This is a genomic window from Sphingomonas lycopersici, from assembly GCF_026130605.1.
In the GTDB taxonomy this organism is placed as follows: Bacteria; Pseudomonadota; Alphaproteobacteria; order Sphingomonadales; family Sphingomonadaceae; genus Sphingomonas; species Sphingomonas lycopersici.
The window spans coordinates 64,188-83,921 of the sequence record NZ_JANFAU010000001.1 but is presented as its reverse complement, the minus strand read 5'-3'; the positions used below and the strand labels follow the sequence as shown (position 1 = coordinate 83,921).

Here is a 19,734-nt window from a genome sequence, read left to right as displayed (position 1 = left end):
TCGCGATCCGTCGGTCGGGTGATCCTATCAGGGCCGGCGACGCTTCGCGGCGATTTGCCCGACCTTGCGGACCCTCGTGCGTCGGATCGTCGAGCGCCGCGTTGTTTGCATGTCGCGCCGCAACTCCACCAGCACGCGGCGAAGTCCGTGAATCTGGTCGACGAGGTGGAGCACGATCTCGACCCCCTCGTCGTTGACGCCAAAGTCTCCCTTGAGATCGCGAATGAGGCGCGCGCGTGCGGCGTCCAGCTCGGAGAGGATGAGCGCGGCGTCGCGGCGATCGGGCCGCAACCATTCGCGTTCGATCCATTGCTGGAGCAACCGCATGTCGATGCCCGATCGGGCCAGGAATTCGTCGGTATCGATCGTCATCTGGCGATATCCTCCCGTGGGTTGAACGCCTTGCCCGCCTCCCAGTTCGATACGAACGCGCGAAGGTCGGGATCGATCGGCTTTTCGAGAACGATCCTGAGCTTGACGAACTCATCGCCGCGCGCCCCGCCGCGACGTGGTGCGCCCTTGCCCTTCAACCGCAGCGTGGTGCCGCTGTTGGCGCCGGCGGGAACCGTCATGGTCACGTCGCCGGTCGGCGTCGGCACCCGGATTTTTCCTCCCAGCACCGCCTCCGACAGGGAGATCGGGAGGTCGATCGTGATATCGTCGCCGTCACGCTTGAAGCGTGGATCGGGACGCACGTCGATTTCGATCAATGCGTCGCCGGGGCCGCCTTTGCCCGAACCCGGTGTGCCCTTGCCCTTCAGGCGCAGGGTCTGGCCGTCGACGATGCCCGCCGGGATCGACACGTCGAGCGTGCCGCCGGTCGGCAAAGTGATACGTTCGGACCCACCCGTGATCGACTCGACGAAGCTGATTTCGAGCCGGTAATGAAGATCGCGGCCGCGGCGATTGGCGCGTGCCTCGGCGCTGCGCCGGAACAGATCAGCGAACGGATCGTCGCCCTGGGCGAAATCAGCGAAGCCGCCGTCGCTGGCGTAGTGACCGAAGTCGGAGTCGGCGAAGTCGCGATAATATTGGTGCTGCGGCCGCTCGGCGCCGCTTTCGTCGATCTCGCCCGCGTCATAGCGTTTGCGTTTTTCGGGATCGCTGAGAAGGTCATAGGCGCCGGCGACCTCCTTGAACTTTTCCTCGGCGCCCTTGTCGCCGGGATTGAGGTCCGGATGGAGCTTCTTCGCGAGCTTGCGATAGGCGCTTTGGATCTCCGCGGCGGAAGCGGCCGGCGCGACACCTAATATGTCATAGGGATTCTTCACTCTCGCCCCCGCCACTTTCCGGCGCCTCGCTGCGGTGACAATGCCCGAAGGTCATTGCCGGCAATCGGCCGCGATCTTCCGATCCATGCCACGAAACGCGGCATCTTTCGCCGTCATTCGCGAACCGTCGCTATTTTTTTGATCCCTTCTCGTCGTCGGCGAGCTCGGTGAATTCGGCATCGACGACATCATCGTCGTTATCGCCGCCCGAACCAGGTCCCGCGCTCGCGCCGGCCTGCGCGGCTGAATGGAGCGCCTGGGCCAGCTTCATCGCCTGTTGGCTGAGCGCCGCAGTCTTTGCCGTGATGGCGGCTGCGTCATTGCCCTGCAATGCCGTGCGCAGATCGCTCATCGCGCTTTCCGCCGCTTGCTTGTCGGCAGGGGAAAGCTTGTCCTTAAGCTCCTCGATGTCCCGCTCGGTCGCATGGAGCAGCGACTCGGCGACGTTCCTGGCTTCGATGACTTCCTTGCGCTTCTTGTCTTCGGTGGCGTGCTCCTCGGCATCCTTGATCATGCGCCGGATGTCGTCGTCCGAAAGGCCGCCCGACGCCTGGATCCGGATCGTCTGCTCCTTCCCGGTTCCCTTGTCCTTGGCCGAGACGTTGACGATGCCATTGGCGTCGATATCGAAGGTCACCTCGATCTGCGGAACACCCCGCGGCGCGGCCGGGATACCGATGAGGTCGAATTGCCCGAGCAGCTTGTTGTCGGCCGCCAGCTCGCGCTCGCCCTGGAAGACGCGGATCGTAACGGCCGGCTGATTGTCGTCCGCCGTCGAGAAGGTCTGACTTCTTTTGGCTGGAACCGTGGTGTTGCGGTCGATGAGCCGGGTGAAGACACCGCCGAGCGTCTCGATGCCGAGCGACAGCGGGGTCACGTCGAGCAGCAGGATATCCTCGACATCGCCCTGAAGAACCCCGGCCTGGATCGCCGCGCCGAACGCCACGACTTCGTCGGGATTGACCCCCTTATGCGGCTCCTTGCCGAAGATTTTCTGCACCACTTCCTGGATTTTCGGCATGCGCGTCATCCCGCCGACGAGAATGACCTCGTCGATCTGCTCCGCCTTGAGCCCGGCGTCCTGAAGCGCGTTGAGACACGGCTCCATCGTGCGCTGGATGAGGTCTTCGACGAGCGACTCGAGCTTGCTGCGGGTGAGGGTGATCAGGAGATGCTTCGGGCCGGAGGCATCGGCCGAGACATAGGGCAGGTTGATTTCGGTCTGCTTGCTCGTCGACAATTCGATCTTGGCCTTTTCGGCAGCCTCCTTCAACCGCTGGAGCGCGAGCTTGTCGCCGCGTAGGTCGATGCCCTGATCCTTCTTGAAGGCGTCCGCGAGGTAATTGACGATCCGCATGTCGAAATCCTCGCCGCCGAGGAAGGTATCGCCGTTGGTCGCCTTCACCTCGAATACGCCATCGCCGATGTCGAGGATCGAGATGTCGAACGTGCCCCCGCCAAGGTCGTAGACGGCGACCTTGCCCTGCTTCTTCTTCTCGAGCCCATAGGCCAGCGCCGCAGCCGTCGGTTCGTTGATGATCCGCAGCACCTCGAGACCCGCGATCTTTCCCGCATCCTTGGTCGCCTGGCGTTGCGCGTCGTTGAAATAGGCCGGCACCGTGATGACCGCCTGCGTCACGGTTTCGCCGAGGTGCGCCTCGGCCGTTTCCCTCATCTTCTGCAGGATGAAGGCCGAGATTTGCGACGGCGAATAGGATTTTCCATCGGCCTCGATCCAGGCGTCGCCGTTCGGCCCTTCGACGATCTTATAAGGGACCAGCGATTTGTCGCGCTCGACCACGGGGTCGTCGAAACGCCGCCCGATCAGTCGCTTGACGGCGAAGATCGTGTTGGTCGGGTTGGTCACCGCCTGCCGCTTGGCGGGTTGCCCCACCAGGCGTTCGCCATCCTTGGTAAAAGCGACAATCGATGGCGTGGTACGTGCGCCTTCGCTGTTCTCGATAATGCGCGCGCTCTTCCCGTCCATCACCGAAACGCACGAATTGGTAGTGCCCAGGTCAATTCCGATGGCTTTGCCCATTTCGCTGCTCCTCTGCGCTCGATGCCCTCGACGAGCGTTCCGTGTGTCGGCGCGGAGGGAGCAAGAACTATGCCGTATCTGCAGCGGCGATTAAGCAACGAGGATCAAGCAGCTTGGGGTCGATTGGCGGGGCCGTGGGGGACAGTCTGTCCGCAGGCGCCTAGACAGAATGTCCTTCACGCCTTGTCCCGTCATCGCCGGCTTCGGGAAGCCACAGGAAGAAGGTCGATCCGATGTCCGGCGTGCTCGACGCAGTAAGCGTGCCTCCCGTATGGGATATGAGCATTTGGCAGATCGCCAGGCCGAGCCCGTTGCCGTCGCGCTGCTTGGTAGTGAAAAAAGGATCGAAGATGCGGGCGAGCACATTATCGCTCATCCCGATTCCGGTATCCTGCACCTCGATAACGGCGCCAGGCTCACCGCCTGCGCCCTCGGCATCATAGCTGCGCAAGGTCAGCGTGCCGCCGCTGGGCATCGCATCGATCGCGTTCACCATGAGGTTGACCAGAACCTGCTGGAGCTCGGTTCGGTTGATCCGTACTTCGCGGCGTGCCCGATCGTCGCGCACGACGGTGACCGCCGCTCTTTTGAGCAGGTGCCCGACAAGCGGGAGGGTGTCGGAGATCATCGCCGCAATGTCCTGCCGATCCTCATAGCCGGCATATTCCGCAGGTCGGGCGAATTGCAGAAGCTTCCGCACGATTTCGCTGATGCGCCCGATCTGCTCGTCGACCAGCCTGAACTCGAGGTCGAGATCGTCGGTTCGGCCGGCCAGCACCGCCCGGATGATCTCCAGATTGCCCTGCATCACCGCGAGCGGATTGTTGATTTCATGCGCGATGCCGGCGCTGATCTCGCCGAGCGTTGCGAGCTTCTCCGCCAGGACGAGCTGTTTTGTGGTATCTTCGATCTGCTTGCGCGCCGCGACCAGGTGCTCGGTTCGTTCTTCGACGCGCCGATTGAGTTCGTCGTTCCATGAGCGAAGCTGCCGATCGCGATCCTGAATTTCATCAAGAAGGCCATCGAGATGCTTGGCCACCATGCCGATTTCACCCGCATCGCCGCTCGATCCGGTTCGCGCGGCGAGATCGCCGGATTCGACCTGCGCGATGGTCGTCGCCATTCGCTCGAGCGGTTTGAAGATATCGCTCGCCCAGCGCAGGAATAAGGGAACTGTCAGCCCCGTGACGAGCAGAAAGGCGAAGGCGAGCGACAGGACGATTTCGCGGCGCATCGCGGTGAACGGCTTTTCGAGAAAGCCGACATAGAGCATCCCGACACGCCTGCCATCGGTGTCGACGAGCGGCTGATAGGCGGAAATATACCAATCGTTGACGACGAACGCGCTGTCGAGCCAGGTGCGTCCTTCGCCGAGCACCGCGCTCCGCACCGCGCTCGACACTCGCGTTCCGATCGCGCGATGGCCCTCGAACAATCGGACGTTCGTGCTGATGCGAACGTCACCGAGGAACAGCGACGCTGTGCCGTGGCTCCCGCGTGGAACGCTGGTATCGTGATACACCAGAGCGTTGATCGTATCGATGAAGCGCAGATTGCGATTGAGCAACATGCCACTGACCAATGCGGCCGATGTGCCGTCGGCTAAGGTGACGGGCACCGCCGAATGGACCACCATGCCGCGATTCTCGATCGTTCGGGAGGTCGGGGCTGCTTTCTCGGTAGCAATCAGATGGATCGTCGCGCGGCCTGCCAGTTGCGGCGATATCGCCGCCAGATCCGCCTGGGAAAACAGATCGATTCCGGTTTTCGGCTGGCCGCGCAGCGCCCGCGTGATGATCGGCCAATCATATCTGATCGCGCTCGGCGCGCGCGACGCAAACGGGCGGCTCGACGCGATGACCCGATGCTCGGCGTCAACCAGATATAGAAAGTCGGCGCCGGTTTTGCCGGCTTCGCGCGCGAGCAGCATATCAAGCGATGCGTCCTGCTTTGCCTTGCCGTAAAGCACATCCAAAAATCGCGCCGATTGGCCCAGCGACGAAAGCGAGGCCTGATCACCGGCCAGCAATCGGGACAGATATTGGTTTGCGGTGGTGAGATCGCCATCGACCTTCGACAGCAGCATCGCGTCGAACCGGTCGTTCCATCGCTTCATCGCGATGCCAAGGAAGATCGGCAGGATAACCAGCATCGGCAAGAGCGCGATCGCTAGCAGCCGGTAACGCACCGAATGCCGCCGCTTCATCCCCGCCGCTATGGCATCAGACATTCCAGGTCGCGCATTTGCGGTCGACGGTCTTTCGCGAGATGCCGAGCCGCCGGGCGGTCTCCTCGCGGTCGCCGCCCGTTTCCTTCAACATGGCTAGAATATGCCGCCGCTCGACCTCCGCCAGGGTCCTGGGCTTGCGACCGGGGGGTTCCTCGGCCCGTTCATAAGCATTGGGAAACCGGCCCAGGATCACCGCGCGTTCGATGAAATTGCGCAATTCCCGAATATTGCCGGGCCATTCGTAACGCGTGAGATACCGACGCACATTTTGATCGATGGGTACCGGGGCCATGCCGAGCTGCAGCGCTACGTCGCTCATAAAGGCCGAAGCGAGCTCCTCCACGTCATCACCGCGCTCGACAAGCCGCGGCATGCGAATCTCCAGGACGTTGATACGATAGAAAAGGTCCTGCCGGAACCGTCCCTCGTTCACACGCTCGGCAAGGTCGGCGTTGGTCGCGAAGACGAAACGGACGTCGATCGGCGTTTCCCGCTCCGCGCCGACGGGGCGCACCCGGCGATCTTCGATCACCCGGAGCAATTTGACCTGCATCGGCAAGGGAAGGTCGCCGATCTCATCGAGAAAGATCGTCCCGCCCTTGGCATATTGGATCAGACCCTCGCGCGCGCCGTGAGCACCGGTGAACGACCCTTTGACATGTCCGAATAGTTCGCTTTCGAGAAGTTCGGATGGAATCGCGCCGCAATTCACCGGCACGAAGAGCTTGTCGCCGCGATCCGAAAGCGCGTGGATCGAGCGCGCCGCCACTTCCTTGCCGGTTCCGGATTCGCCGGTGAGCAGCACCGAGCTCGGCAGCGGCGCGACGCGCGCGATGATCTTCCGGATCTCCTCGATTGCGGGCGACCTTCCCGTCAATGTGCTGCGAAGCCCCTCTCGTCCCGACGCACCTTTGAGTTCCTGACGGAGAACCACATTCTCGCGCTGCAGCCGATCGCGATCGAGGCATCGCGCGACGGCGCTGAGCAATTGATTGGAGCGGAAAGGCTTCAGTACGAAATCGACGACCCCGACCCTCAGCGCGGCGATTGCGGTATCGAGATCCGCATGCGCGGTGATCAGGATGACATCCGCAAAAAGGCCCGATGCGCGCTGCTCCGTCAGCCATTCGAGCCCGGTCCTGCCGGGGAGAAGATTATCGAGAATGACGACGTCATAGGGCCGGGCATCGAGTTTGCGCGAAGCCTCGCGCGCGTCGGACGCCTCGTCGATCCGCTTGCACCGCGGTCGCAGCGTGCGCACGAGAAAATTCCGCATCCCGGGTTCGTCGTCGACCACCAGGATCGAGGCTTGCGCAAGCCAGGGCCAGAAATCCGGGTCGACGCCGTTATTCTCTTCTGTCTCCTGACCCGGCACGCCCTGTTCCTCCATCTGCTATCCTCGTCCGTCGAAACCCGATCTTACCCTGGATCGGACGCCCGAGCGTTGCCGCGCGCGAATCGGTCCTTTGTTCGCGCGGGTTACAGCTACCATTGCAGTCGACGAAGCGCATCGGGCCGCGTGGGCTGGAACGAAGACAATTTGTCGCGACCGGTTTGGACCTTTTGTCTTCGTCCCTTGTCGCTCAATGAATAAGACATTGAATTAAGACGACATCACGTCTGGCACATCTATTGCTCCATCCGGGCCGATGGTGGAATCAACCGGAGCGCGCGCCTTGACCCCCTTTAAGCCCGGATACCTTGCGCTCAAGATGTTCACCGCGCTCAGGCTCGGCCGCAGGCCGAGCGACTGAAAGTCGAGCATGGCCCTCGATAAGCTACAAGCCGTCAACCTTGCGGTTCGCCGCGTTGGTTTCGCCGAGATCGGCGATGCGGCGCTGCTGCGCACTATTCCGGTCGAGGCCCCGGTTTCGATCGAGGTGTGCGGGGTCGCTTATACCGTGGTGATGGCAACGCCGTCGGACTTGCGCGACTATGCATTGGGCTTCGCGCTCAGCGACGGGCTTGTGGACCGGGCGGATCAGATCGAGAGCATCGACATCCAGCGGGTCGATGGCGGCTGGGCGATCCGGCTATCGTTACCGGCCGAACGGGCTGAGCGCGTGTTCAGACGCGCGCGCCGGCGCGAGGCGGAGGGCAGTTGCGGCCTTTGCGGCGTCGGGAAGGTCGAGCAGCTGTTGCGGTCGCTCCCGCCGGTAAAAGCACAGATATCGACCGATCGGCTCGCGATCATGCGCGCGCTGGCCGGTTTCCGGGATCATCAGCCATTGGGTCACGCCACGGGCGGCTCGCATGCTGCTGCCTTCTGTTCTCCCGCTGGTGCGATCCTGCGCGTCCGGGAGGATGTCGACCGGCACAATGCGCTCGACAAACTGATCGGTGCGCTCGCCAGCGACGCAATCGATCCAGCGACGGGCTTTTACCTGCTTTCCGCGCGATGCAGTTACGAACTCGTCGAAAAAGCGGTTCGCTCAGGCTGTTCGATGCTGGTGACGATCTCGGCGCCGACCAGCCTCGCCGTGGAACGCGCGATGAGGGCAGGGTTGACGCTGGTCGCGATCGCGCGCACCGATTCGGCTTTGATCATCACCGATGAGCAGGGCAGCGTCGAATGAGGATCGAATTATTCGATCCCAATACGATCCTTGGCGCCTTGTTGTCGGGTGCTATCTTTCTGTTGGTCGGGCTGATCCTTTCATGGGTGCTGCGCTATGCGGTCGGCGCCGCGCTCCGTCACGACCAGTCGGACCGTATCGACCAGATCACCTTGTCCTTCCTCAGCCACCTTGCCGTGCTGGTGATGTGGGTCATCCTCATCGTCGCTTATACGCGCGTCGTTCCCGCCTTGAACCGCTTCGGCACCGCGCTGCTCGCCGGGGTCAGTCTCGTCTCCGTGGTGATCGGATTCGCCGCCCAGACGACGCTGGGGAATCTTGTCGCGGGGATAAGCCTCGTCCTCTACAAGCCGTTCCGGCGAGGCGATCGCATCCAGATCAGCGCGCCGACCAAGGATGATTTCGACGTCGGCGTCGTTGAGGACATTTCGTTGGGATTTACGGTGTTGCGCACCGATGACGGCCGCCGGATCATCGTTGCCAACGGGAAGATGGCGCAACAGACGATGATCAAGCTGTCGCCGACCGACGAACAACCCATAGCACCGGCTCCGCCGGTGTAAGCTTGCAGTGCAAACCGGGTAGCCCGGCCGAATTACTTTTCGGCCGGGCTTGCGCCATTTCGATCACTCCTTCGCGGTCAGCGTCGGCCATTTGATGCCGAGCTGGTCGAGATAGGTGGGGTATTTCTTCGGGTTGTAATAATATTTTTCCATCTGTGGGCGCATTTCCCGCATTGTCTTTTCGTTGAGCCAGATCGCGGGCTTCTCGAGGATCGGCTTGTAGCTGTCGGTCTTGAGCTGCACGTTGTTGAAATAGTCCTTGGCGTCGGCGAGCAGTTTGGGCGTGGTCATCATGTCCAGCACCGTCATCGCCACCGCTTTCGCGCCGACGACCACCCCTTTGTGCGCGATCGGCGTCGCCATCGCCATCGCCGAGAGCACATTATGGCCGATCATATTGGGAATGTTCGACGGATAGCGGATGGTGATCGTCGGCACCGTCCACATGATATCGCCGATATCGTCCGAGCCGCCGCCCATCGACCGCGGGCGGTTTTCCGGGGTCGACAGCGGCGTGACGGTATCGGTGAGCGGCGCGACCTTGCGGTGGTTGGTTTCCTGCACCGCCTTGGCGAAGGCCTGATCATCAGCATCCCATTTCGGCATGCCGACCGCCTTGATGTTGAGAAAGGCCGCCTCGGCCAGCGGCTTGTTGGCGAAATTAGGCGCGGCATAGCCGAGGATGCGTCGCTCGACCGTGGTGCCGGTCGCCTTGGCGGCGGCATCGGCGAGTTCGTTGCCGGTATCGTAGAGCGTCTTCACGTCGCCGAAGCTGCGGTCGCGGAAATAATACCAGACCGAGGCGAGATCGGGGACGACATTGGGCTGCCCGCCGCCGTTAGTGATGACGTAATGCGACCGCTGGGTCAGCGGCAGATGCTCGCGGCGGTAGTTCCACGAGGTATCCATCAGCTCGACCGCGTCGAGCGCGCTGCGCCCGTCCCACGGATCGCCGGCGGCATGCGCGGTCTTGCCGTGGAACGTATATTCCACCGAGACCATGCCGTTCTGCCCGAGATCGCCGTAAGCGGTGCCGAACTCACTGGAGACATGGACGAAGATACAGGCGTCGACGTCCTTGAACAGCCCGGCCTGGACATAATAAGCCTTTGAGGCGAGCAGTTCCTCCGCGACGCCCGGCCAGATCATCAGCCGGCCGGGAATATGGTTCTTCTCCATCACCGCCTTGGTCGCGATCGCCGCGGCGATGATCAGCGGCATGCCCGAATTATGCCCCTCGCCATGCCCCGGCGCGCCCGCGACCATCGGTTTGACGTTGGGGATGCCGGGAAATTGCGAAACCCCGAGCAGATTGTCGATATCCGATCCCAGCGCGATCAGCGGCCCGCCCGAGCCCCAGGTCGCGGTGAAGGCGGTGGGGATGCCGGCGACCCCGCGGGTCACCTTGAAGCCGTTCTTCTCCAGGATGTCGGTGAGATAGGCCGAGGTACGCACCTCCTGAAAACCGGGCTCGGCATAGGAAAAGACCTGATCGACCATCACCTGAATCTGTTTGGTCTGCGCCTCGACGCCGGCCTCCACCGCCTTCTTCTGCTCATCGGTCGCCGCATAAGCGAGCGGCGACCACAAGACGCTCGCCATCAGCGCGGCGGCCATTGTGCGTTCAAATCGATTCTTCATTCGACCCTCCTTTTCCCCTTAGAATTTCACGCCCGCCGATACGCGGAATACCCGACCGACCACGTCATAGAGCTGGCGGCTGGTCTGGGCGTAAGCCGGCACATTGTTGCCGTCGGGCCCATTGCCCACCAGCACGGGATCCTTGTTGAACATATTGTTGACTACGAAGGTCAAGCTGCCGTCATGGCTGCCGGCGGAGAATTTGAAGCTGATCGATGCGTCGAAATAGGTCGCGCCGGGAATGTGGTTGTTGTTGATCGTGCGATATTGATTGGTCGAGGCCGGGCATCCCGAGGTGCATTGGATGTAATCATTGCCATAGACCCCCGATCCGAAGCCGCGCGCGACCAGATTGATCGTCACCGGATCGACCTTGTAAAAGGCGCTGACGCGATAGACCCAATGGGGCGCGTTGTAGGTGCCCGCCAGGCTGCCGCCGTTCACGCCGGCATAGTCGATCGGGAAAATCCCGTTGTTGATCACGTTCTTTATGTAATGGGTTATCGCGGTGCTGATGCTGAAACTGCCGGGCAGATCGGCCGATATCGCGGAAAGATCGGTGCGGTAGGTCGCATCGATGTCGAATCCCGTCTCATGCTGGCTGGCGAAGTTGAACGGCTGGATGACGATCTGGCTCAACGCGCCGCCGTTATAGACGATGTTGTTGCAATAGGCCGTTGACCCGGAATAGCAGAAATCCACCGTATTCTGGGAGGTGATCGATCCGATCGCATCGGTGATCCTGATATCATAATAGTCGAACGACATGGTGAAGCCGGGCAACCAGCGCGGCGTCGCAACCGCGCCCGCCGTCCATGTATTCGCCTTCTCCGGCTTGAGGTTCGGGTTGCCGATCGTGCTCTCGACGAACTGGAAGGCCCCCGCGCCGAGCGGCGAGTTGGCCGGCATGATCACCGAATTGGTGCGCGCGGTTCCCGAAGCGAACAGTTCCTGGAGGTTCGGCGCGCGGATATCGTGGCTGTAGGTGGCGCGGAACTTGATATCGGGCAGCGGCGTGTAGGTTCCGCCGACCTTCCAGGTCTGCACCGCGCCCGAGGTCGAATAATCCGTATAGCGGCCGGCGGCGTTGAGGTTGATGCCTTTCACGATCGGCAGGTCGACTTCGATGAAGCCTTCCTTGACATTATATTCGCCGAAATTGGGCAGGTAATTGCCGTAGAGCCAGTTGTTCGTGGTGGTTCCATTGGCATTGCGGACGGGCTGATATTCGGTCGGAACATAGCCGCTGATCTGCTCCTTGCGCCATTCGGCGCCGAGCGCCACCGCCGCGGGGCCGCCGGGGAGATTGAACAATTCCCCGCTGGCGCTCGCCGCCGCGACATCCTCCTTGATCGTCTCGTCGCGATAGGGTTGCCCCGCCCCGTAGATATAGGCCAGCGCCTTCGGGTCCGGGCCGCCGTGGATGCCGAGCCGGTTGATCGGTACGCAGCCGTTGGTCGGCGCGGTGAGCGTCGAACGGCAGGCAATGCTGCCGAGCGCCAGCCCGGATGACCCGACATTGGCGGAGGTCACGATCACTGCATCCTGCGCCAGCGCCATTCGCGCGACGTTCCAGGTATTGGTCAGCTCCTCATGCGCCTTGGTCATGCCGTGCTGATAATAAGCATTCCATTTCCAGGTCCGCCCGAAGAGCCGGAACTTGCCGTTAACCCCGGCGACATAGCGAAAGACCTCACGCCGGTTGTCGCTTCCCGGGGCGGGGAAGCCATTGTTGCTGGTGCCGATCGTAAAAGGCGCGGTCACCTGAGCCGCCAGTGTGGGATAATAAGTGCGCAGATAGGCATTGTCCGGCTGGATCGTCACGCCGGTGCTGGGGGTTTGCTGATAGAAGCTTTGCCCCTCGTATCGATTCCACGAGAATTGACCGTAGATCTGGATATCGTTGGTGAGATCGTAAGCGACGCGGTTGAACACGCCGATCCGCTCCTCGGTCGGCAAGAGCGAATTGGTGCCCCTGTGCCCCGCCATCGTGACCTTGTAATCGCCCCCGATCATCCACGGCGAGGAAACGGCACTGCGCGTGCCGAAATTGAGCGCCGCAGTCTGATTGTTGCCGAGGAAATAGGTGCCGGCGAGTGGCCCCGAGGTGATCAGCCCGCCGGTCGTATAGGTGCTGACGCCGAAGCCTGATCCGACGAGCCGCTGCGGCTGGCCGTTGGTCGGCGTATAGGCCGGATTGTTGATCTGGAAATAGTCGGCGTTGTTCCAGCCGCGGTTGATCGTGTCGACGCCGTCCTGGTGGAAATATTCCGCATTGAACAGGACATGCAACCGATCGTCCAGTGCGGAGAAACCGGCGCTGCCGCTGAACCGGTAATTCATCCCGTCGCCATAGGTGCTGACGCCATTGTCGACCTTGAGCTCGACGCCCTTGAAATTCTTGTTGAGAATGAAATTGACGACGCCCCCTACCGCGTCCGACCCATATTGCGCGGACGCGCCGCCGGTCACCACCTCGACTCGCTCGACCAGATCCTGCGGGATCGTGTTGATGTCGACCACGCCGCCGATCGAGGAGGCCACCGATCGTTGTCCGTCGACCAGCACCAGCGTCCGCCCCACGCCAAGGCCGCGCAGACTGATCGAGTTGATGCCGGCGATCCCGTTCGACAGGCTTCCCGAACTGGTCGCCGAGGTGCCGCTCCCCGCGATCGAGGGGAGGGTATTGACGAAATCGGCGATATTGGCCGGTGCCTGCGCTGCGATCTCCGCCGCGCCCAGCACCGAGACCGGGGTCGGCGCGGCATAGCCGTCGCGCACGATGCGCGAGCCGGTGACGACGATATCGCCCTTCGGCGTCGCACCTTCATCCCCGAGGTCGTCGCCGGGAATGCCGGTGGCAGCGGGCGCGGGCTTCGCACCGGAGGTATTGACCGGGCCGCCCGATTGGGCAGGCGCCTGGCGGATCGGTCCGATCTGGGGCGCGCCCGGCACCGGAGCAACTTCTTGCGCCCATGCGCCGCCGGCGGAGAGCGTCGCCAACGCCGTCGTGGCGAGAGCGGTAGGCTTCAGGAAACGATGGCCGCGCGCCAGCAACGCTGACGAGAGCAGGAAAACAGACATGATTGCCCCTTTCTATTTTCCTTCGGGCAATCCTCACCTCGGTCGGTTTCTCTCTCTCGTTGGTTCCTGCGCGGGGGTCATCTGTTCTGGCCGGGTGATCCCGGTCCGAGCCAACCGATCGCCGCACACCGGAAGGGCGCGGCGTCTTCGAACTCGAATAGGAAGCTAACAGAAGCTTGGGGTGAGTTCCCACTAAATTCGTAGCCGCATTGCGGTTTCTGCGCAGGATTCCTGCGTGAAATAGCGAAAGGGCGCGTGATACCTCCGCCCGCAAGCGTGGGGTACGTGCCCTTGCGATCGCGTATCGGGCGGTTCGCGTTACGGTTGCACCGCCAGCACTGCCGCCGGCACCTTGCGATCGAGCACCTTGCGCATCACGAAGCTGCTTCTGATCTTCGCGACATGAGGAAGGGTGGAAAGCTCCTTTCGATAGACGCTGTCATAATGTTCGAACGATTTCACATGGACCATCATGATGAAATCCGTGTCTCCCGATACGAAACTGCAGAAAGACATGGAGGGGCATTGCGAGACGGCTTGCTCGAATTCGTTCAGGACATGTTCGGCTTGCGAGCTCAATTCAATCGCGACGATCACCGTCGTGCCAAAGCCAAGCCGCGACAGGCTGAGATCGGCGCTGTAGCCCTGGACCATTCCGCGATCCTCGAGCAATTTTCGCCGCCGCCCGACAGCGGTGCTGGAAAGATGCACCCGCTCGCTCAACGCCACATCGGATGCCCGGCCGTCGCGCGTCAGCTCCCGCAGGAGTCGATAATCCATCTGATCGATGTCGATGTCGGCAGAATCCTGCACAACCTGCTCCTATCGTGGTGAAATGCTGCTCAAGTCGTCACAAAAGTGCAGGAAAATCGCGTCGTCTTCAACGCCCAGGCGGGCGTGTGCCTTCATTCGGCCATAGGGGCGCTGCCCGGCTTCGCAAAACGCGCCCGATATGCCCCCGGAGTCGCGCCGAGCTCGCGGCGGAACAGGCGGTGCAGCGTATCGACCCCGCCCAACCCGCTACGCTCAGCCACGCGGTCGAGCGGCCAATCGGTCGATTCGAGATCCCGCCGCGCATGATCGAGTCGTACTTCCAGCACATGGCGCGCCGGTGTCCTGCCGATCTCCTGCGCGAAACGTCGCGCAAAGTTGCGCTCGCTCATCGCGGATCGAGCGGCAAGCGCCGATACGGACAAGTCCGCGGTCGGATTGTCGGCGATCCACGGCAGGATATCGGCGAAGCGGTTGCTGGCATGAGATTGCGCGGCGAGCGTCTGGCTGAACTGGCGCTGCCCGCCGGGGCGGTGGAGAAACAGCACCAGATCGCGCGCGATTTTCGCGGCGACGCCTTGCCCCAGATCGGCGGCGACCAGCGCCAATGCGAGATCGATGCCGGCGGTGACCCCGGCGGATGTGCAAATCGGGCCGTCGATCCGGTAGATTGCGTCGGCATCCACGCGCGCCAGGGGAAAATAGGCCTGTAACGCGCGCGCTGCCGCCCAGTGCGTCGCGGCGCAGCGCCCGTCGAGCAGCCCCGCTGCGCCGAGCACGAACGCACCGGTGCAGATGCTGCCGATTCGGCGCGTGCGCGGCGCACGTTCGGTCAGCCAGTCGATAAGATGCGCGTCGGTTGCCGCAGCGCGAACCGCTTCCTCGCTGCCGCCTGCGACGAGGATCGTGTCGGGATCGGCCTCGATGCTGTCGAGCGCGACCGTCCCGCCCAGCGTCAAGCCGGTCGCAGTAACGACCGCGGTGCTGCCGAGGCTCGCCACGCGCAGATCATAGCTGCCCGGAAGCTGTTCCTCGGCGCGATGGAAAACCGCCATCGGCCCGGTAACGTCCAGCGGCTCCACGCCCTCGAAGGCGATCAAAATCACCAGCCGCCGCCGGTCACGTCGCGATTTTGGCTGTTTTTCCGATGTCTGTGGCATTTAAGCCAGATAGGCTTTGTGCATAGATTTGTCTGCATGAACGAGCGGATTGATGATCGATTGGGGCGCCGGGGCTTTCTGGCGGGCGCGGCCGGGTTTGGCGTTGCGACACTGGCGGCGGGGTGCAGCGGGAAAGCGGGAAGCGTCGCGCTGCCGCTCGCTGCCGACGAACAGCGGCGCCTCATCGCCGGGATGAAACCGCCGAAGCGCGCGCGGCCCCTGGTCGCAATCGTCGCCGATAATCGCGGCGCGGAGACGACGGACCTGATGATCCCGCAGGCTGTCCTGACGCGATCGGGGCTCGTCGACGTGACGGTGATCGCACCGACAGACGCAACGATCGCGTTGATGCCGGCGCTCTCGATCGAGCCGCAGGATACGCTTGCCGGTTTCGACAAGGCGCACCCCGACGGCGCGGATTATGTCATCGTGCCGGCCTATCATCACGACGAGCGCGAGGGGCCGATCGTTGCGTGGATAAGGCAGCAGGCGGCATCGCGGGCGACGATCATCGGTATCTGCGAAGGTGCGAAGGTGCTGGGGCGCGCCGGTCTGCTCGATGGACGGATGGCGACGACGCACTGGTATGCGATCGACGGTCTGATGCGCGCGCATCCCGCGATGCGTTACGCGCGCGACCGGCGTTATGTTGTGGACCGCGGCGTCGTCACGACAACTGGGGTAACAGCGTCGATTCCGGTTTCCTTGGCGTTGGTGGAGGCGATCGGCGGGAAGGAGCGCGCCGAGAAGCTCGCTGCGCAACTTGGGGTGTCGGGCTATGACGCTGCGCATAACAGCCGCGATTTCCATCTCAATGCCGGTTGGGTGTGGCAACTGGCCTCGAACAGCGCGGCAGTCTGGGGCCATGAAACCATCGGTATCCCGGTTGCCGACGGCGTGGATGGCATCGCCCTCGCGCTCACCGCGGACGCCTGGTCGCGCACCTATCGCTCGAAGGCGCTGGCGCTGACCTCGCAGGCGACAGTGCTTACCGCCGACGGTTTGAAGCTCACAACGGGCGGGCGTTCCGCGCGTGAAACGGACCTGACCCGGTCCCTGGACCCTGCCATTCCCCCGGCGTCGCAACTCGATCGTGCGCTTGAGGCGATTGCGGCGCGCTATGGCAGAGGAACCGCCGGGTTCGTTGCCTTGCAACTCGAATTTCCTTGGCGATGATGGGGCACCGGCAGCTCTCCTCAGCGCACGACTGCCGCTGCCGCCAGGCGTAAGAATGGAAATGGGCGGCCGTCCGGTCCCGTGCTAGAGGGGCGGCGCATTGGGGATTGGGAAGGATCTCGCGCATTGGCTGGCTCCATCATCACGATCGAGGATATCGACCAGGCCTTGGCGGGTCGCGGATATATTCATCTGGCAGCGCCGGCGCTCCAGCAGATCGTCGGCTGGACCGGAGAACAATGGCAGACGTTTGCAGCCTCGTGGGACCGGCTCGGCGAGGACCGTTACATGGCCGACGGCGGGCGATACCGGCGTCGGCGCCATGCCGCTTTCGAAGTGCGCGGCGGTGATCTGGTACGGAAGCCCGACCAGCCTCATTTCCAGAGCCGCGACTATAACCCGCTGAACGGAGACGTGCAGCGCTGGTTCGATGCGATAGAGACCGATATCGCGCAAAGCGCGATCGTGGCGTCGATCTTCCGGTCGTTGACCCCGCTGTTCGCGACGCTCGACCGCCGCGCGCCGACCGCTCCCTGGCATAGCGAAATGCACCAGTTCAGGATCGAGACGTCACCGGAAGAACTTGGCCGCCCTACGCCGGAAGGCCTGCACCGCGACGGTGTCGACTGGGTTCTGGTAATTCTGGTTGCGCGTCAGAATGTTGAAGAAGGTGTGACCGAAATCGGTGGAGCGGACGGCCGCCGGCTGGGGCGGTTCACGCTGCTCGATCCGGGCGATGCGGTTCTCCTCGACGATCGCCGGATCCGGCACGGGGTGACCCCGATCCGGGTGACCGCGAACGCCGCGGCGGCCTATCGCGATGCGCTGGTCGTGACGTGGAAGGCGAGCGGCGCACCCTGATGCCCTGGCGACTGGTTAATCAAAGGCCGTCGCCCTCGACCCAATGCGCATTTGAAAGCCGGCGTGCCAGATCCCACGCCTGCCGCCGGATATCGGGAACGGCGGTCACTTCCCAGAACGTCCCGCGGGTCATCGGCCCGATGCAATAAAGCTCGGGATGGATGCTGCCGTTTGCCGCGCGGACATGGCATTGCGCATCGACCTCGATCCCGAGATCGAGCGGGTCGGCCGCGATCGCGCCGCTCGCGAGAAGCGCCTTCGTCAGCGGATCGTCCGCGCGGCGCAGATCCGCATCGACCCCGGTGCAATTGACGATCCGGTGGACCCTCGCGGTTTGCATCGTGGGGGACCCGCGCGGCCGCCAGCGCGCCTCGATCGCCCCCGCCACGGGGGCGACGCCAAGGAGCTTGCCGGCTTTGACTCGGGTCAGGACCCATTGATGTGAGAGGCGCGATCTGATTCAGGCTCCGCAAGGAGACCGAATGTGAGCGACCTGTACTGGCTGACCGACGAGCAGATGGCGCGGCTTGAGCCGTATTTTCCGAAGAGCCATGGCAGGCCGAGGGTCGATGATCGGCGCGTGTTGAGCGGGATCATCTTCGTCAACCGCAACGGGTTGCGTTGGCGGGATGCGCCGAAGGATTACGGCCCGCACAAGACGCTCTACAATCGTTGGAAGCGCTGGGGCCAGATGGGTGTCTTCACCCGGATGATGGAAGGGCTTTCCGCTGGCGCCGAGCGCAAGACGGTGATGATCGATGCGACCTATTTGAAGGCGCACCGCACGGCGTCGAGCCTGGCGGTAAAAAGGGGGATCTCGGCCGCCTGATCGGCCGGACCAAAGGCGGCATGAACACCAAACTCCATGCCGTCACCGACGCCAATGGTCGTCCCTTGAGCTTCTTCATGACCGCAGGGCAGATCAGCGATTACATCGGTGCAGCAGCGCTGCTGGACGATCTACCCAAGGCGCAATGGCTGCTCGCTGATCGCGGTTATGATGCTGACTGGTTCCGCGATGCCCTGCAAGCCAAAGGCATTAAACCCTGCATCCCGGGCCGGAAATCGCGAAACCAGCAAATCAGATACGACAAGCGTCGCTACCGGCGTCGAAACCGCATCGAGATCATGTTCGGTCGCCTCAAAGACTGGCGTCGCGTCGCCACCCGCTACGATCGATGTCCTACCGCCTTCTTCTCCGCGATCGCTCTCGCCGCAACCGTCATCTTCTGGCTCTAATCAGTGAGTCCTGACCCTAACGCAGCAGCGTGAGATAGCCGCCTCTGACCAGCCGCTTGGCAGCGTCGATCAGTCGCCTGGTCTTCATCCGCAGATAGTCGGACTCATGCGCCCAATCCGCTTCGACCTGCTCGGCGCCAAACAATTCGATCGCGATGGCGCGCGCCGGCTTGGCGCGGGCAAGCGCGTCGAGCGTACGCAATATCAACGCCATGCGTTCGCTGCTGCGTTCTGACAGGTGTTGTTGCAGCAGGCAGGGGACCCGCCCCAGTCGCATCACCGCCTCGAATTGCTGCAGCGCCAGAAGGCGCCGGGACAGCAAGCGCCGACCCTCAAGGCGATAGACCAGACGGACGGGGCCATCGAGCAGGGTCCCGCTTGCCAGACTGACGCGGACGGTTGCCCGCCCGGCGTCGATTGCGATCTCTTCCTGTCCGCCGCCGCGAAGGACCTGAATGGGAAGTCCGAGTTTATGAAGGTCGAACCCGTCAGGATCGTCGCGCTCGCACTGATATGCCACCGCGCGAATGGTCATGGGGTCGACCTCGTGCCGCCAGAACAGTCGCGCCGTCGCAGCTGGCGTTGCCGGGTCTTCGGCGAAAGCACAGACCCCATTTGAGCGGGGCAGGATCGGCGACGATCACGTCGATCGACCCTTCCTTCATCACTGACGGATTCGAGCCGTGATAGTCCTCGCGTCTGCGCAGGACCTCCCACGCAAATTCGCGCACGTCCGCGACTGCGCTGCCCTGCGCTGATCTCGCAATGAGGCGGTTTTCGCCTCCGTTCGGGGTGGCCCTCATCTGGTTCGCTCCCGGTGACCCAGGACAGATTGGCGGGACCGGCGGCCGAAGGGTCGTTTTCGCCTACTAAGCTGGTAAATTCAGGGGAAATTATATTCCTTCGATCGAGTCGCTTGGGATCGCCCGCAAGGAGGATGCTGGCGCCGCGCAAGCTTTCCCGGATTCGCCTCGCGAAATGGCGCCCCGGCTGAGTGGCCGCAGGAGGAAGGGGCGGGTGTTGGAATCTTCCTGTACAGAAAGCCCGCTACTTCGGGCCGCTCTCGATGCCGGAACCCCCGGCGACAGGGGCGGCCCTATCTCACGGCACCCGCTTGGCGA

General features: G+C 62.9%; 17 protein-coding genes. 5 read left to right on the top strand and 12 right to left on the bottom strand.

The genetic code is table 11. The features are described 5' to 3' along the window. Positions 1-27: 27 nt before the first annotated feature. From NED98_RS00320 to NED98_RS23350, 5 genes are all read right to left on the bottom strand, one after another. A complete protein-coding gene (locus tag NED98_RS00320) occupies positions 28-372 on the bottom strand; it encodes a chaperone modulator CbpM (protein WP_265311390.1) in 345 nt (114 codons plus the stop codon). Continuing rightward, on the bottom strand, positions 369-1,271 hold the full coding sequence (locus NED98_RS23245; protein ID WP_265311389.1) for a J domain-containing protein: 903 nt from the start codon (positions 1,269-1,271) through the stop codon (positions 369-371). The genes NED98_RS00320 and NED98_RS23245 overlap by 4 nt, the downstream gene beginning before the upstream one ends. Before the next feature lie 130 nt (positions 1,272-1,401). Next, a complete protein-coding gene (dnaK, locus tag NED98_RS00310) occupies positions 1,402-3,312 on the bottom strand; it encodes a molecular chaperone DnaK (protein ID WP_265311388.1) in 1,911 nt (636 codons plus the stop codon). Between the two features lie 160 nt (positions 3,313-3,472). After that, complete coding sequence (locus tag NED98_RS00305; RefSeq protein ID WP_265311387.1) at positions 3,473-5,398, bottom strand: sensor histidine kinase; 1,926 nt, start codon at positions 5,396-5,398, stop codon at positions 3,473-3,475. A gap of 136 nt (positions 5,399-5,534) precedes the next feature. Beyond that, entirely contained in the window at positions 5,535-6,818 is a 1,284-nt protein-coding gene (locus NED98_RS23350) for a sigma-54-dependent transcriptional regulator (protein WP_284699347.1), read from the bottom strand. A 487-nt stretch (positions 6,819-7,305) separates the two neighbouring features. Here NED98_RS23350 and fdhD point away from each other — a divergent pair, with 487 nt between their 5' ends. Beyond that, positions 7,306-8,118 carry a formate dehydrogenase accessory sulfurtransferase FdhD gene (fdhD, locus tag NED98_RS00290; protein WP_265267960.1) on the top strand — a complete coding sequence of 271 codons (813 nt, stop codon included), beginning with the start codon at positions 7,306-7,308 and terminating at the stop codon, positions 8,116-8,118. Beyond that, a complete protein-coding gene (locus NED98_RS00285; protein WP_265311386.1) occupies positions 8,115-8,681 on the top strand; it encodes a mechanosensitive ion channel family protein in 567 nt (188 codons plus the stop codon). The genes fdhD and NED98_RS00285 overlap by 4 nt, the downstream gene beginning before the upstream one ends. A 63-nt stretch (positions 8,682-8,744) precedes the next feature. Here the strand turns inward: NED98_RS00285 and NED98_RS00280 are convergent, their stop codons facing one another. The 4 genes from NED98_RS00280 to NED98_RS00265 form a co-directional block, all read right to left on the bottom strand. After that, positions 8,745-10,322 (bottom strand): amidohydrolase, encoded by a 1,578-nt coding sequence (locus tag NED98_RS00280; RefSeq protein ID WP_265311385.1) that lies wholly within the window; start codon positions 10,320-10,322, stop codon positions 8,745-8,747. Positions 10,323-10,340: 18 nt separating this feature from the next. Further along, positions 10,341-13,406, bottom strand: coding sequence for a TonB-dependent receptor plug domain-containing protein (locus tag NED98_RS00275; protein WP_265311384.1), 3,066 nt, complete (start codon positions 13,404-13,406; stop codon positions 10,341-10,343). Positions 13,407-13,724: 318 nt separating this feature from the next. Then, positions 13,725-14,219 carry an Lrp/AsnC ligand binding domain-containing protein gene (locus NED98_RS00270; RefSeq protein ID WP_265267964.1) on the bottom strand — a complete coding sequence of 165 codons (495 nt, stop codon included), beginning with the start codon at positions 14,217-14,219 and terminating at the stop codon, positions 13,725-13,727. 92 nt (positions 14,220-14,311) lie between these two features. After that, the gene (locus NED98_RS00265; RefSeq protein ID WP_265311383.1) at positions 14,312-15,283 is read right to left on the bottom strand and encodes a GlxA family transcriptional regulator; all 972 of its coding nucleotides are present in this window, start codon (positions 15,281-15,283) and stop codon (positions 14,312-14,314) included. Between the two features lie 90 nt (positions 15,284-15,373). Here NED98_RS00265 and NED98_RS00260 point away from each other — a divergent pair, with 90 nt between their 5' ends. Continuing rightward, on the top strand, positions 15,374-16,513 hold the full coding sequence (locus NED98_RS00260) for a DJ-1/PfpI family protein (RefSeq protein ID WP_265311382.1): 1,140 nt from the start codon (positions 15,374-15,376) through the stop codon (positions 16,511-16,513). Between the two features lie 126 nt (positions 16,514-16,639). Next, complete coding sequence (locus NED98_RS00255; RefSeq protein WP_265311381.1) at positions 16,640-17,374, top strand: 2OG-Fe dioxygenase family protein; 735 nt, start codon at positions 16,640-16,642, stop codon at positions 17,372-17,374. A 19-nt stretch (positions 17,375-17,393) separates the two neighbouring features. Here the strand turns inward: NED98_RS00255 and NED98_RS00250 are convergent, their stop codons facing one another. After that, entirely contained in the window at positions 17,394-17,714 is a 321-nt protein-coding gene (locus NED98_RS00250; RefSeq protein ID WP_265311380.1) for an FAD-binding protein, read from the bottom strand. Positions 17,715-17,858: 144 nt separating this feature from the next. On the opposite strand from NED98_RS00250, the gene NED98_RS00245 reads away from it, so the two are divergent. Further along, a protein-coding gene (locus tag NED98_RS00245; protein WP_265311379.1) for an IS5 family transposase occupies positions 17,859-18,613 on the top strand; the annotation gives its coding sequence in 2 pieces (ribosomal slippage) (positions 17,859-18,189 and positions 18,189-18,613; 756 coding nt in all). A gap of 16 nt (positions 18,614-18,629) precedes the next feature. Here NED98_RS00245 and NED98_RS00240 read toward each other — a convergent pair. Together NED98_RS00240 and NED98_RS23345 are read right to left on the bottom strand one after the other, a co-directional pair. Beyond that, positions 18,630-19,148: a DUF2285 domain-containing protein gene (locus tag NED98_RS00240; RefSeq protein ID WP_265311378.1), complete on the bottom strand. Its 519-nt coding sequence runs from the start codon at positions 19,146-19,148 to the stop codon at positions 18,630-18,632. Beyond that, a complete protein-coding gene (locus NED98_RS23345) occupies positions 19,102-19,416 on the bottom strand; it encodes a transcriptional regulator domain-containing protein (RefSeq protein WP_432423278.1) in 315 nt (104 codons plus the stop codon). Before NED98_RS23345 ends, NED98_RS00240 begins: the two co-directional genes overlap by 47 nt. Positions 19,417-19,734: the final 318 nt, after the last annotated feature.

Coding starts and splice junctions, on each gene's coding strand:
- NED98_RS23350 (WP_284699347.1), bottom strand. CDS start 6,818: ATGCGGAATTTTCTCGTGCGCACGCTGCGACCGCGGTGCAAGCGGATC.
- NED98_RS00240 (WP_265311378.1), bottom strand. CDS start 19,148: ATGACCATTCGCGCGGTGGCATATCAGTGCGAGCGCGACGATCCTGAC.
- NED98_RS00280 (WP_265311385.1), bottom strand. CDS start 10,322: ATGAAGAATCGATTTGAACGCACAATGGCCGCCGCGCTGATGGCGAGC.
- NED98_RS00285 (WP_265311386.1), top strand. CDS start 8,115: ATGAGGATCGAATTATTCGATCCCAATACGATCCTTGGCGCCTTGTTG.
- NED98_RS00320 (WP_265311390.1), bottom strand. CDS start 372: ATGACGATCGATACCGACGAATTCCTGGCCCGATCGGGCATCGACATG.
- dnaK (WP_265311388.1), bottom strand. CDS start 3,312: ATGGGCAAAGCCATCGGAATTGACCTGGGCACTACCAATTCGTGCGTT.
- NED98_RS00250 (WP_265311380.1), bottom strand. CDS start 17,714: ATGCAAACCGCGAGGGTCCACCGGATCGTCAATTGCACCGGGGTCGAT.
- NED98_RS00305 (WP_265311387.1), bottom strand. CDS start 5,398: ATGCTGCTGTCGAAGGTCGATGGCGATCTCACCACCGCAAACCAATAT.
- NED98_RS00260 (WP_265311382.1), top strand. CDS start 15,374: ATGAACGAGCGGATTGATGATCGATTGGGGCGCCGGGGCTTTCTGGCG.
- NED98_RS00275 (WP_265311384.1), bottom strand. CDS start 13,406: ATGTCTGTTTTCCTGCTCTCGTCAGCGTTGCTGGCGCGCGGCCATCGT.
- NED98_RS23345 (WP_432423278.1), bottom strand. CDS start 19,416: ATGAGGGCCACCCCGAACGGAGGCGAAAACCGCCTCATTGCGAGATCA.
- fdhD (WP_265267960.1), top strand. CDS start 7,306: ATGGCCCTCGATAAGCTACAAGCCGTCAACCTTGCGGTTCGCCGCGTT.